The organism is Lentzea guizhouensis (assembly GCF_001701025.1).
GTDB classification, from domain to species: Bacteria; Actinomycetota; Actinomycetes; order Mycobacteriales; family Pseudonocardiaceae; genus Lentzea; species Lentzea guizhouensis.
On record NZ_CP016793.1, the window covers coordinates 1,362,994 to 1,375,955 of the forward strand.

The 12,962-nt window shown below is 66.7% G+C and carries 15 protein-coding genes and 1 riboswitch; of the genes, 7 read left to right on the plus strand and 8 right to left on the minus strand.

What is annotated here, in order from left to right; genetic code table 11:
• Nucleotides 1–3: 3 nt before the first annotated feature.
• Entirely contained in the window at nt 4–663 is a 660-nt protein-coding gene (locus BBK82_RS06980) for a hypothetical protein (protein ID WP_154697118.1), read from the minus strand.
• Between the two features lie 4 nt (nt 664–667).
• A complete protein-coding gene (locus tag BBK82_RS06985; protein ID WP_065914273.1) occupies nt 668–1,405 on the minus strand; it encodes an AfsR/SARP family transcriptional regulator in 738 nt (245 codons plus the stop codon).
• A gap of 393 nt (nt 1,406–1,798) precedes the next feature.
• On the opposite strand from BBK82_RS06985, the gene BBK82_RS52280 reads away from it, so the two are divergent.
• Complete coding sequence (locus BBK82_RS52280; RefSeq protein WP_065914274.1) at nt 1,799–2,737, plus strand: hypothetical protein; 939 nt, start codon at nt 1,799–1,801, stop codon at nt 2,735–2,737.
• Between the two features lie 88 nt (nt 2,738–2,825).
• On the opposite strand, the gene BBK82_RS06995 is transcribed toward BBK82_RS52280, so the two are convergent.
• The 3 genes from BBK82_RS06995 to BBK82_RS07005 all read right to left on the minus strand — a co-directional run bounded on the left by BBK82_RS06995 (nt 2,826) and on the right by BBK82_RS07005 (nt 4,513).
• The gene (locus tag BBK82_RS06995; RefSeq protein ID WP_065914275.1) at nt 2,826–3,197 is read right to left on the minus strand and encodes a hypothetical protein; all 372 of its coding nucleotides are present in this window, start codon (nt 3,195–3,197) and stop codon (nt 2,826–2,828) included.
• A gap of 276 nt (nt 3,198–3,473) precedes the next feature.
• A complete protein-coding gene (locus tag BBK82_RS07000) occupies nt 3,474–3,842 on the minus strand; it encodes a roadblock/LC7 domain-containing protein (protein WP_065920871.1) in 369 nt (122 codons plus the stop codon).
• Nucleotides 3,843–3,877: 35 nt separating this feature from the next.
• The gene (locus BBK82_RS07005; RefSeq protein ID WP_154697119.1) at nt 3,878–4,513 is read right to left on the minus strand and encodes a hypothetical protein; all 636 of its coding nucleotides are present in this window, start codon (nt 4,511–4,513) and stop codon (nt 3,878–3,880) included.
• Here BBK82_RS07005 and BBK82_RS07010 point away from each other — a divergent pair, their 5' ends adjacent.
• Nucleotides 4,514–4,783, plus strand: coding sequence for a hypothetical protein (locus tag BBK82_RS07010; protein WP_065914277.1), 270 nt, complete (start codon nt 4,514–4,516; stop codon nt 4,781–4,783). It abuts the gene before it with no gap.
• Between the two features lie 132 nt (nt 4,784–4,915).
• On the opposite strand, the gene BBK82_RS07015 is transcribed toward BBK82_RS07010, so the two are convergent.
• On the minus strand, nt 4,916–5,914 hold the full coding sequence (locus tag BBK82_RS07015) for a hypothetical protein (protein WP_154697120.1): 999 nt from the start codon (nt 5,912–5,914) through the stop codon (nt 4,916–4,918).
• A 669-nt stretch (nt 5,915–6,583) separates the two neighbouring features.
• Between BBK82_RS07015 and BBK82_RS07020 the strand changes: the two genes are divergently transcribed.
• The 4 genes from BBK82_RS07020 (at nt 6,584) to BBK82_RS07035 (ending at nt 9,208) form a co-directional block, all read left to right on the plus strand.
• Nucleotides 6,584–7,147: a papain-like cysteine protease family protein gene (locus BBK82_RS07020; RefSeq protein ID WP_065914279.1), complete on the plus strand. Its 564-nt coding sequence runs from the start codon at nt 6,584–6,586 to the stop codon at nt 7,145–7,147.
• Between the two features lie 79 nt (nt 7,148–7,226).
• On the plus strand, nt 7,227–8,027 hold the full coding sequence (locus tag BBK82_RS07025; RefSeq protein ID WP_237048060.1) for a hypothetical protein: 801 nt from the start codon (nt 7,227–7,229) through the stop codon (nt 8,025–8,027).
• Nucleotides 8,028–8,667: 640 nt separating this feature from the next.
• Entirely contained in the window at nt 8,668–8,871 is a 204-nt protein-coding gene (locus BBK82_RS07030; RefSeq protein WP_030475722.1) for a cold-shock protein, read from the plus strand.
• 109 nt (nt 8,872–8,980) lie between these two features.
• Nucleotides 8,981–9,208, plus strand: coding sequence for a hypothetical protein (locus BBK82_RS07035; RefSeq protein WP_154697121.1), 228 nt, complete (start codon nt 8,981–8,983; stop codon nt 9,206–9,208).
• A 627-nt stretch (nt 9,209–9,835) separates the two neighbouring features.
• Here the strand turns inward: BBK82_RS07035 and BBK82_RS49855 are convergent.
• Together BBK82_RS49855 and BBK82_RS07045 are read right to left on the minus strand one after the other, a co-directional pair.
• Nucleotides 9,836–11,065 carry a hypothetical protein gene (locus tag BBK82_RS49855; RefSeq protein ID WP_154697122.1) on the minus strand — a complete coding sequence of 410 codons (1,230 nt, stop codon included), beginning with the start codon at nt 11,063–11,065 and terminating at the stop codon, nt 9,836–9,838.
• Between the two features lie 499 nt (nt 11,066–11,564).
• Nucleotides 11,565–11,933 (minus strand): tetratricopeptide repeat protein, encoded by a 369-nt coding sequence (locus tag BBK82_RS07045; RefSeq protein WP_065914283.1) that lies wholly within the window; start codon nt 11,931–11,933, stop codon nt 11,565–11,567.
• Between the two features lie 27 nt (nt 11,934–11,960).
• On the opposite strand from BBK82_RS07045, the gene BBK82_RS07050 reads away from it, so the two are divergent.
• Nucleotides 11,961–12,383, plus strand: a complete 423-nt coding sequence (locus BBK82_RS07050) for a hypothetical protein (RefSeq protein ID WP_065914284.1) — start codon at nt 11,961–11,963, stop codon at nt 12,381–12,383.
• A 390-nt stretch (nt 12,384–12,773) separates the two neighbouring features.
• Nucleotides 12,774–12,962: riboswitch (cobalamin riboswitch) on the plus strand.

Here is a 12,962-nt window from a genome sequence, read left to right on the forward strand (position 1 = left end):
GCGTCAGGCTAGTGCGCGGTGCGCCCGCCACACCGCTCCCGACAACCACATCAACACCGCCGCACACGCGATGTGCAGCAGCGCGGACAACGGCGTGTCCGGCAACGCCGCGAACACCGCCAGCAACGCGAACCCGATCCCGTACCCCCACGCCGGCACCGCGGGGAAGACCTTCGCCCGCACCATCGCGACCCCGAACAGCACGCTGCCGAGCACGAACACCAGCGACCCCACCCTGAGCACCGCGCCCGTCAACGCCGGCACCTGCCCCGGTTCCTGGAAGAACAGCACCAGGTTCAACGCGAACGCCACCCCGGTGAACAACCCGAGCCCGATCATGTTGGCCGCGAACGCGAACGCCCCGAACCGCCCGGACGCGTGCGCCTGGTGCCCGTGGAACGCCACCACCGCGGGCGCCCCGAACGCGGTCCCCAGCCCGATCACCAGACTGGTCGCCGCGGTCTCCCCGGTGAACGCCTCGACCGCACCGGGCACCCCGATCGACAGGGCCAGCACCCCACCGCACACCGCACCAAATCTAGGCAAGAAGATCCTGTTGTCCGTCACGCCACCGACGTTAGGAACGGGGTGGGCGTGCACCGAAGTCCCGACCGGCCACAACGCCAGGCCGGAGGTCATGCCGGCGGGGGTGCCGATCGGCACGTGCTCACAACGCGGCCTGCGACGCGACCAGCCGGGTCATGTGCGCGGACGGGGCGACGCCGAGCTCGCGGTGCAGCAGGGCCCGGTACTGCTGGTAGTGCCGCAGCGCCGACCCGCTGTTGCCCTGGGCGAGGTGCGCCGCGATCACCGTGCGGTGCGCGGTCTCGCGCACCGGGTCGATCGCGATCGCGGTGAACGCGGCCTCCAGCGCGGCCAGGTGCGCGCCGACCGAGATGAGCTGTTGCGCGATCGCCTCCAGCGCGTGCAACCGCACCTGTTCCCACCTCCGCCGCACCGGTGCGAGCCACTCCTCGGCCCAGTAGGGCAGCAGGTCGTGGGACAGGGCACCGACCAGGTCGTCCGCGGCGGCGAGGTCGGCGGGCGCGGCCGGGTTGACGACGAGGTGGGCCGCCCGGAGCGCACCGCAGAAGTCGACGGACAACGCCGGAGACAGCCGCAGCCGGTCCACCGAGGGTTCGACGACCGGCCGTTCCGTCGCCCGGCGCAGGTGCCACAGGGCCTGCCGCACGTTGGCGTTCGCGCGTTGCCGGCGGCACTCGGGCCACAAGTGCTCGGCAGCGGCCTGCCGGTTCACCGCGTCACCGTGGTGGATCGCGAGATAGGCCAGCAACCGTTGCGAACCCTTGGGCAACGGGACGGCCCGGCATCCGGCGAGCAGCTCGAACCGGCCCAGCAGCACCAACCGCACCCCGGCTCGTCTGTCGCCTTCCACCTCGGTCATCGTGTTCCTTCCGCGTCGGCGTCGTTGCTCCCACCGCCCCGAGCATCACCCGGAACCGTCTCCAGGGCATCTCCCGATCGCCTGCCGCCGCGTCCGCCCCACGGTCGACGAGCGGCTGCCGCTCAGTCGTGCGCGGACTTGACGCACGCACCGGTGGTCACCCGTACGGGCACGAAGGGCAACGGCGTGTCGACTGTGCCCCGGCAACGCGCCCAGCCTCCGTAACGCCAATGGCCCAACGGAACCCGTCGGCTCCAGTCCAGCCCATCGGGTGACGCCGCACGCACCGGCGACAGCACGTCGTGCACAGCGGCGACTGACGGGAGACGGTCGCGCCGGAGCGTATGTCCCAGGGCCGCCAACACGCCCACCACACGACCAGAGGAGCGCACCATGCCCGCAGGTCAGGACAAGAGCGTCGACATCCAGATCGACCCCGACGACCTCAAGACGCTCAAGGACAACAACTACAAGCTGTGCTTCGCGAAGAAGGTCAACGACACCTACAACGTGGTGTGGCAGTCGGCCGGGGACTACCTCGCAGACAACAGCTTCGCGTGGCAACCGCTCTACCGGCTCTTCGGCAGCAACAGCTTCTCCGGCGACGTGAAGGTGCGCGTCTCCACCAACGACGTGGCGATCGGCCTCGGCGACCAGGCCGTGCTCGACAAGGAGGGCATCCTGCACGACGCCTCCACCGGCGGTCCGCCGACCGAGATCACGATGGTCAACCAGTTCGGCAAGATCCACCCCGGCCTGTCCGCGTACTCGACGGACGTCCACGGCGAGAGCTCGACGACCCCGATCTACGTCGCCGAGAAGGAGATCGTCCTCGGCCAGGACACGCTCACACCGGTGGAGGCCGTACAGGTGTGGTTCGAGCAGAACATCGCCACGAGCACCATGTTCAGCGACGCCAGGTCCAACGCCGAGGAGATCGACCTCACCACGGTCAACACGGCGGCCCGCCTCTACAGCGGCGGCAAGTGGTCGACACCGACGGCGAGCTCCCTCTACACCGACCCGGCCACCGTCCTGACCATCATCGCGACCCTCACCGCGGCCGTCTCCCTCTACGACCTCATGACGAAGATCTCCTCGCGCCTGACCGGCGTCTACAAGGACTTCAAAGCCGAGGTCACGAGCGAGGGCGGGACGACCGTCAAGATCAAGTACAAGGAGCAGCCACGGCTCACGGGCGCACGGCTGACCCAGACCAGGCAGCTGCAGCAGGACCCGAAGCTGGTGGACCAGCTCTCGGACATCGCACTGAGAGCGTTCGCGCAGCTCAACGTGGGGTACACGGCGATGCAGGCGATTCCGGGCAGGTAACGGCGCCGGCAACGGCAGGAGCCCGTCTGCCCAGCGCGACCGCTGGACCAGACGGGCTTTCCCCGACCGCGCCTCTCGCCGGTGCCGCTCAGATCTGCAGGTCGGCCTCGATGCGCCGCAGCTGGTGCCTGGCGAGCGCGAGGTTCGCGTTGTCCCGCTCCAGCACCAGGTACAGGAACAGCGACCCCCTGTTCTTCACCCCGTTCATCAGCCGGATCAGGTGGTACTGGCGGTGCAGCGTGATCAGGATGTCCTCGATGGTGTCGTTGAGCCCGAGCGTCGACATCACCCGCAGCTTGGACCGGACGACCTCGGTGTTGCCGGCCGCCGCGATCTCCAGGTTCAGCCAGTCACCACCCCCGCTGGTGCCGAGCGACATCCCGCTGTCGTAGTCGACGAGCGCGACGCCGACGGCGCCGGAAATCGACATGGCCTCTTTCAACGCGAGATCGATGTTCATCAAACTCCACTCTCCCAAGTCAACAGGTGACCGAGCCGACGAAGCCGAATGCCTGCCGGCCGATCTGAAACGGACCAGTCTCCGCACGGACGTCGTCAGCGACGAAAGCCATGAACCAGGGGCGGGCATGAGCTGCGACCGATTTCGCCAGTCATGCGCCGACGTGAGCACGGCGCTCGAAAAAGCGCGGTGTCCGTGGCGGAACCCTCACTTCCCGGAGGGTTTTGTCGATCATTTCGGCGATGAGTCCTCTTCCTCCGTCCGGCAGTTCAGTGCCTATGAGGCCAGAATCGCGCCGACCCGTTCGATGGAGGGCCTGGACTCGTGCAGAAGGCGTCCGAGGTTCAGCCCTTTGTCCCCGAGCACGACCATCAACGACAACCTGCCGATGGCGTACACGGCCATGTAGCCGCGGCTGCCGAACACCACGGTCTGACTGAGCGCACCCAGCCCGATCACCTCCGCCGCCTGGCGCGCGATCCCCAGATCGGCGGCGGCCAGCGCGGAGATGTGCGCGGGTTCGACGTTCTTCGCCACATCGGTGAGGATCGGAATTCCGTCAGACGCGGCTATCACCGTGTCGGTCACCCCGGGAACGTTCTCCCTGAGCTTCCGCAGCTCGGCGGTCAGAGCGTCGTAGTCCAACACACTTCCTTCCTGCTTCGGAAAGGCTGACCAGCTCAGCCGGGCCGTTCCCCCGCCTCCACCCGAGGCCCCAGCGACCTCAGACCGCCGTGCGAGAAGCTGAACGACACCTCCGGCGAGGCGATCTCCAGCAGCCCCTCGCCGAGCATCAGCGAGATCCCGACGACCACGGGGTGCAGCCCTGCGCCGACCGCGAAGGCGATGTCCCGCGCCGTCCGCCTGCCGGTGGCCTGCGCGACGATCTCCCGCCGCCCCGCCCCCAGGACCTCCTCGGCCCCGCGGACAGCCACCACCCGGTCCCGGTAGGGCGCCACCGCGACCGCGAGCGCGGCCACCTCGTCCAACCGGCGCCCGGTCTCCCGCACCAGCACGTCCGGGGCCACACCTCCGGCCACAGCGAGCAAAGGCACCTCATCGACCTCGTCGACGACGACCCGCTCAACCCCACCGGCGGCAACGGCGAACGCCGCGTCCTGCACAGCGGCCAGAGCGAGCGCGTCGACCTGCTCGACACCACGCGCGACGAGCGCCGCGTGAACGGACCGCGTCTCGACGCTCTCCGCCAGCACCGCGGCCCATTCCTCCTCGCCGATCCGCCCGGAGCCCACCAGCACCACATCCACTCCAGGCGAGCCAGAACTGCGGGCGGCGACGACCGCACCTCCACGCAAATGGAACACCCCACCCACATCGCCCTCAATGCGCAATGTTCCGGTGACTTGATCCGCACCGCACTGCGCCAGGACAAGAGCGAGGACGTCGAATGCGGCTCGATCTTCGCGTCTCAGAGATCACTCCGTGTCAATTCGGACTCACCGAGCGGAACACCCGGCAACTCGACCACCAACAAGCACTTCCCGCTCGTCGAGGGAGCGACCGCCATCGTTGCTCAGGAACAGCGGATATCGGAGTCCCCACCGCAGATTCACACGATCGAGTGACGTATTCCATTCCACGCCACAACATGAAATCTCTTACCTTAGATTCCCGATGAATCTGTTCCACCACAGAAAACACTTCGGGCCGAGTCGTGGCTGCGAATGCGCAACCACAACTCGGCCCGAAGAACGTTCTTACTGCACAACCAGTGACTGCGCCATGGAGCGGAACGCGGGCAGCTGGTCCGGCTGGCCGGCCGGATCGAAATCTCCGGCGAGCACGACGTACCCGGCATCGGTGTACAGAATGACCATGTAGACGGTCCTGCTCTCGCTGTTGCGACCCGTGAGCTCGAACCCGGGCTTGCCCGCGATCCGCACCTCCTGCACCGACTCGGCCGAGGGCGAGTGCGGCAACTTGCCGAACCGCTCGTTCGCGAAGTCCCGACGCCTGTCGAACGGAACCGCCCCCACCCCGAGCGACGGCGCCGCGATCAACCTGGCCGCCTTGACACCCTCGCCCAAGGTGAAGGTGATCGCCCCACTGCCCTCGTTGCGCTGGTACCCCGGCGCCGCGGTGAGGTCGAAGCCGAACCCACCCGGCGCCACCTCCTGCCCCCACCTCGCACCGCTCAGCACCTCGAGCACCGCCTCGGCCGACAACGGGTCACCCGGCTCGACGGAGGCGTTCATCATGACGATCTTCTCGCCCACCGCCAGCGCGACGAACGCCTTGACGAAGGTCACGCCACCCATGCGCTGGGTCCCGGTCGTCGCGACAGCCGGATGACCGGCCACCGCCACGTTCCTGGCCTCCCCCATCTCCAACCCCTGCGCCTTGCTCTTCTCCGTGCGAAAAGCGCCCGCGACCTCGGTCAGCGCGTCCTGGCCCGACTTGCCCTTGATCTGCTGCTCGATGACGAGAACCGAAGTCCGCGACCCAGCACCTCTGCTCAACCCGGGCAAGCTCGCGTCGACCTCCATCCCGGCCGGCGGCCGCAACAGGATGTTCGTCCGCGGAATCGCGACGTAGTCGTCCCCCTCCACCGGCGCAGCCGAGGAGGTCGCCGGACCACTCGCCGCCGTCGACGACGGCCCGGCGGCCCCATCGCCGGCCGGGCTGCACCCGGCAACCAGAACCGCCACCACGACCGCGACCGGCAACGCCCTGGACACCGGCACTGTTTCCCCCATGACAAAGCCCCCACACCACGTTGAGACGGCGCATCGCGCTCGTCACCCACACATCGTTCCAGCCCCCAAGCGGAGTTACCAGATGTGACCATCGTCCACTGAGGACGCCGACGCTCGCCGCCCGACGGCAAGAGAACCCCGACCCACTGGGCAACCTACGGGGGTCCGGGGGCGTGGCCCCAAAGACCCGCGGAACGCAATTGACGGCGAGTGCTCTTCACGAGCACTCGCCGTCAATTGCGTGGAACTGGCTGATCGGGGAACCCGGCCGAGGGGATCGACGTCCGGCGCGCACCGGCGACAGGCCGCGGCCCCGCACGTGGATCGCCGCTGTTGCCGGAGAGCCCGCGACTACCGGGAACCTCATGCGTTCACCTCAAAGTGTTCAAGTCACCCTCGTATTCCCGTGGACAGGAGCGGATGGTGGCCTTTTCGACTGCCCTCGACACCGTAAAGAGTGCAGTGCTGCAACTTTCGCGGGTGGAAATCAGTGAAAGTTTCAGCGGCTCGTTGTTGATGTTCAACGATTCACGACTCCGACATGGGTTCGTATTTCATGGAGTTCACTCTTGCGGGCGTATTTGCACGTCGCTTCCGCATGGCAACGAATTTTCGCGCTTTCATGTCCTCAGGTCCCCCGGTACTCATCGCATGCAGGAGGGCAGGGAAATGGGTAGATCCAGATTCGCGATCACGGCGTCGGCCATCGCGCTGACGACCTCGGGGGTGCTCGTGGCCGCCGCAGGCGCGGCTCAGGCGGAATCGGGGTACGACAACATCGGCATGTACAAGCAGGAGAAGACCCAGTGGTGCTGGGTCGCCTCGGGTCTGACGATCGCCAAGTACCACGGCCTCGGTAGCACGCAGGCAGACTTCTGCAACCGGGCCCAGCCCTCCTACGGCTGCAACAACCAGCCTGCCACGCTCGACGACATGGCCAGGGGCTGGAGCAGCCTCGGCATGGCCCACCCCGGCTCGGGCCTGAGCAGCGCGGCCTCGTTCAACCAGGTCTACACCGACGTCAAGGCCGCCCGTCCCGTCGGTGCGCGCATCGGGTGGACTTCAGGCGGCGGTCACATGAACGTCGTTTACGGCTACGACACCTCGAAAAACACCATCGCGGTCGCTGACCCGTGGCCGGACACCGCCACCTACACGTGGTGGAACTACAGCGACTACGTCAACAACAGCTCGTTCAAATGGACCCACTCCCGGATCGGCATCTCCCGTTAAGGCAGGCATCATGCGCGAACCAAGAACGTCTGGACGGTGGGCAGCTTCACGCCTTTCCCGCCTGACCGCTGTGCTGGCAATGGGCGCATCCGTGCTGCTGTCCGCGACCGGCCCCGTCCACGCGGCCCCGGCCAACGACCCGCTCCCGGTGGACATCCCCGACTACCAGGCCGCTCTCGACGCTGTGAGGTCGACCGACATCCGCAACGCCGTGTGCCGCTTCCTCAGCGTGCCGGTGCCCCGCGGCGGGTCCGACACAGTGCAAACAATCCCGGACAAGGCCGATCCGTGCGAAGGCATGCCCGCCTTCACGGTCAAAGACCCGCTGCCGGTCAGCGAGATCACGCCGGGCTTCGTCGCGGGCACGTCCCAGCCGATCGCTGCCGAGGCGGTCAAGTTGACCCGTCTGGTGTCCTCGCTGAGCACCACCGTCAACGACCGCCAGGTCACCGTCATGCTCGCTCCTACGCAGGGCGGAGGCTGGCACCTGGCGGCGGTGCGCGAGGGTGACGGCGACGCCACGTACGCCGGCAAGGCCGGTGCGGGGACCTTGGTGTTCACCGAGCCGCAGATCCGCGGCTGGTACCTGCTGAAGGTCATCACGGTGGAGCCGCTCAACGACCAGGCACGGGAAGGACTGGGCGGCAGGTCGTCGATGTCGCTGAGCGACTACCAGAAGCTGGTCAAGGCCCGTTATGCCGACAAGCTGCCCGCATCGGAGTACGACACCAAGGGAATGTCGAGCGGCTACGGCATCGCGAGCGGGGCGGAGGGCGCCTCGTCCACGGCGCCGTCGCTCGTCGGCGGTTCAGCTGCGGCGCTCGTGCTCGTGGCCGGCGCCTTCTTCCTCTTCCGTCGCCGACGCAACACCACCGGCTGAACCTTCCGCTTCGCCCCGGTACCCGGCATCCGGTTGGGGCCGGGGCGAAGCCGTGCAGCGGGTCCGCGCACGCCGCCGTCAGGATGACGGTGGACATGGCGACCAGCAAGACGTCTTGGGCTGCATCCACAGCCCCGAAGAAACCACCGCCGGCATCACCGAACAGTGGCTGCGCGAGCAGTACGTCCGCCGCGGACGCAGCTCCCAAGATCTCGCCGCCGAACCCCGCGGCCACCGCAACGCCCTCTACCGCACCGAGGCCATCGCGCCCCGAGTTGCGACCGGTCCTGACCTGCTCCCGCCCGTGGAAACGCCTGGCTGCGTTCGTCCACCTGCGCGACCACCCGACGATGCGTGCCACCGCGGCCGCGCCGCGGACAACTACGCCACCGACATCGAGTGCGATCAACGCCGCAACACCTGGCTCCATCCCGTTCATGGCGGCACCCCGGAAGCCGCCTGGGCCGTAGATCCAAGAAGAGCCACTGGTGTAGCGTGGTGTCATCAGTCATGGTTCCGAAGTACCAGTCGCCCGTGATAACAGGTCACGGGCGTTTTGCTGTTCGGTGTCTCCGTGAGCCATGACCGATCATTTCCGGCTCTCGCGAGGTGCGGGTGCCACCACATGCTTGGAGAAGACATGGCCACCGGAACCGTCAAGTGGTTCAACGCCGAAAAGGGCTTCGGCTTCATCGAACAGGACGGCGGCGGCGCAGACGTCTTCGCCCACTACTCGAACATCGCCGCTCAGGGCTTCCGTGAGCTCCAGGAAGGCCAGAAGGTCTCCTTCGACATCACGCAGGGCCAGAAGGGCCCGCAGGCCGAGAACATCGTTCCCGCCTAGTCCTCTCGCCCGCCGCTGATCCGGCGGCAGCACACGGACGAACCAGAGCCCGGCCCGATGATCATCCGGCCGGGCTTTGTCCTACCTGGATGTTCCACAGCAGGCATCCGTGACGACCTCGATCGCGGCGTCCTCGATCACTGCCTGCAGCCCTGTGTCGCTCGCGCGAGACCTGCTGCCACATGAACGGCACGACCACGGGTTCATGTTCGCCGCCGAAGGCGGAACCTGGTTGTGGCGCAGCACCTTCATCCGCCGCGTGCTCAAACCTGCGGTCAACGGCAACCAAGACGCCTGCGAGTTGGCGCTCGTACCGTGCCGATTCGACCGGGCCTGACCTTCCACGGATTGCGGCACAGCCACAAAACCTGGTTGATCGCCGGCGGCGCACCCGAAGTCGAACTCCGCCTCCTCAACGACCTCCAACACCGCTGGCACCAAGCCGACCTGCACGTCCGCGCACACCCGGCCGCACCAGAACCATCACAACGCCACGTCTCCGGACCACGTGCCGCACAACCAATCCCGCTGCCCCTCACACCGTTGGTCAACAGGGCACGACGAACACGCAGATCGACCAGACCGGACGCGATCAAGCAGGAGAATCCTGCTCCAGAACTGCTCCACAGGGTCACCGCAACACGATCACCAGACGATCAGTCAAAATCCGCCCAGAACAGCAAGAAACCCGCCTGACCAGCGGAAACCACTCGATCAGACGGGCTCTCATCCAAGTGGAGCTGAGGGGACTCGAACCCCTGACCCTCACACTGCCAGTCAGGTGAGCACGAGCCTCTGACCTGCAAAAATAGAGAATCGCCAGGTCACACAGTGCAGTTCCCCGCCGTTGCGCGCCGTTGAGCGCTGTTACGCGCCGTTCTGCTCCTTGCCGTGCTCCAGTCTCGCTCCACCTGTTCCAGTGTGAGATCAAGCAACAAGGACGAACTCGCTCAGGGCGGCATGCTCATGTGGCGCCGTGATCAGGGTCGACCTCAAAGCGCTGCAGCCAGGTGACATCACCACCGCCGTAGCAGCCGACGGCGCCGACCGCGAGCCAGATCAACGCCGGCAGGAAGTCATCCTCCAACTCGTCCACCAACTCCTGCACCGTCACGCCGGAACTCTCCGGGGCGCCGAGGATGCCTGCAGCCCTCCTGGAAAGGGCCACGGACGCCGGGCCGAGAGCAGAACCAACCCAGCCAAGGACCTCTTCCGCCACGGGTTCCGCAGCACGCTCTTCACGCAATCCGGACAGCCATCGCGCCACCACAGCGAACGCGGCGGACAACCCGAGCGCACCTGCTGAGTCATCAACACCGGCATCGGCCAACACCAAGTCCATCTCGATGACCCGCGCGGCGAAGTCACGGGCGTGCTGCGGCGACGGCTCGATCAGCGTGCGGGCGACCACCGCACTAATCTCCGCGCCGAGAAGCTCGACCAGCTCTTCCTCTCCGAGGTCGTCGTCGTCCGGCTCGTCTTCGGCCCGATACCTCTCGACGGTCTCCCGCCATGCCTCGATCTCGGCCGCCGAGAACAGGTGACGGTTCTCCTCGGTGACGAGATAGCCCAGGTCGCGGAAAGCCTTGATCAGTGCGGGAGGTACTCCGATCTCGTCGGCATTTTCTACCAGCCGGTCGAGCTCTCGGGAGAGGGAACCAGCCGACAGCGGCGTGGGATCCTCCGCGTCCGGATCGAAGAAGATCGGGTCTTCCGGCCCAGGTTGGCGGCCGAACTTCTCACGAAACTTCTCCAGTTGGTGGTGTAGGGCACCGCTGATCCGGGTTCCCGCTACCGATTCCGGGTCCCACCGGACGACTCGACCACCATCAGGAAGTCGCTCTCGCTGAATGAATCGTGGATCACCGGCACGCTCGACCACCAACCGAGCATGCTGCTCACGTCGGAACTCCTGCCCGGCCAGACGCTGCTGCCGTGCCTTCGCTTTCGCCGCACGACGCTGTCCAGTCGAGCGCCGATCCTTGCCACCCATTCGACCGCGCCTCCTGCTACCGCGATCCCGGCAACCAACACCGAGCATGTCCTCAAAGGCCCTGATTTCGCCACCGTACTCACGTTCAGCCTTGCCCTGACAGATCGACGCATCCACAAGAGGATCGGTGGTCGACGCCGATCCGCCGGTCTTTGGAGTCACCTCTTTGCCGCCCCGGCGAGCTGACTGGAGGAGCGACATGCACAACAAACTCCGTAGGGCTGCCGGACGATCGCGTTGTGGTCCTGTCTGATCGGCTCAGCCTTGTGAGGAGCGAGTCCGGCCACCGCGCAGGCGCCGCCTACCCATCTGACCAAGCCCCCCAAGTTCGATGGCTGCGCCCACGACCACCGCGCGACAGCCACCACGCCGTTCTCCCCGCGAACGCGAAGGCCTCACAGCGCCATCCCGCGGTCCTGCACGATCCAATCTGTCCCGCGCAAGCCGAGCGGCCTGCCCAGCTCGGAGCGATCTCGGCAGGGGTGTGCCCAGCCCGCTCACACGCCTGCAGGTTCGGCCGCCCGCGGTCGACGCCCTGACGGCACTGTCACCCGGCCAGCGAACCGTCCTCAAGCACCAAGTCGACCCCGGCAGTCAGATTTCGAGGCTGTTGAGGATCTACCTGCCCACTATTCGAGTAATAACAGCCACTTGTCTCCTCAGGTGACCGACCAGGCCGACCGGCACTCACCGGCAGGGTTCAACGGCCGAGCGAGTCTCGTTTGTGCTGGATGGTCGCTGCGGTCAGAAGGTGGCCGATCTCCTCATAGATCTCCATGGCCTGTTGGTAGTACCGGTCGGCGGAGGCTGGATCCGTGGTGACGTGCGCGTCGCCGAGCGCGTCGAGGACCTGCGCCCGGTCGTAGTGCCGTGCGAGTTCGGTCATCGATGCGAGTGCTTGCTCCAGGTGTGCGACGGCGTCCGGCCGTTCGTTCTTCTCGAGCAGTGTGCGGCCCTGCCAAAGTTCGACCTTCGCGAGGTTGTGCAGGTCGGGCTGGTCAAGTGACCGGAAACCTGCTTGCGTGAACCGGCCTCTGGTTCGCTCTGCATAGCCCTTCTGCCGGTTCACGCAACCCTGGGACTCGACGGTGACGTCGTGACTGCCACCGTGACGCGGTTCCCCGCCGCTTCGGTCCTGCGCGGTAGGCCTCTCGGCGACGGCGCACATCTCGTGGTCCACACCAACGATCCGTCGGAGACCGCCTTGCAGCTGGCCGACATCGTGGTGCACGACGAGCCGGGCGAAACAGCCGAGTGGCTCGCGCACACCCTGGCCTCGCTACCTGGCACCGCCGTGGTCACCAGACCGATCTCAGACGCGGCATGGCTAGCCGGTACCCGCGATGGACACCAGATCCGATTCGACCACGCAGGCACGTTCGGGCCCGCTCGTGCGTCGATTGCGCTCACCTGGACCACCAGCGGGCAGCGGCTGTGCGACTTCCCGGAACGCTTCGATCTGATCATCGGCGCTACAAGGCACCACATCACGGCGACGACCACCCGTTGCGATTGCTGAGCAGGCCCAGCCTTCCCACCGCCGTTGGCAGCGAATCCTCTTAGCCAGATCAACACGTGACACCGCTCGCCTGGGCAAGACGAGTCGTCTGATCTGCGCGCTGACCGTCAGCTTGTGCCGTCTTTCGCCGCCTGTCCAGGATCGTTGCTCGGCCTGGATGCCGGGTGGAGAGCAGAACAGACTCGATCATCTGCCAAGCCAGCGGAAACGCGCCACCAGATCTGGCGAAGGAAGGCGAATCACGGCTCAGAGGATCGACGATCGCGGGTGCCGATGGCACCCCGCGAACCCACACCGCAGGTGCAGGCTTCGGCGCACCGCACCCCCGCTGAGTCAAGCGACCAGCAGGAGGGAATGCGGTGACGTGACTGCTGTCATGTTCCCGTAGCGTCCTGTCTGTTGCCACAATCTGGCGACTACTGCGACGGCGGACGAGGAAGCCGGTGTGAATCCGGCACGGTCCCGCCACTGTGACCGGGGAGCTGATCCCGCCATGGCCACTGCCCCTGCCAGGGGTGGGAAGGCCGGGAGGAGCGTTGATCCGGGAGTCAGGAGACTCACGTCGTCGCTTCCTCACCA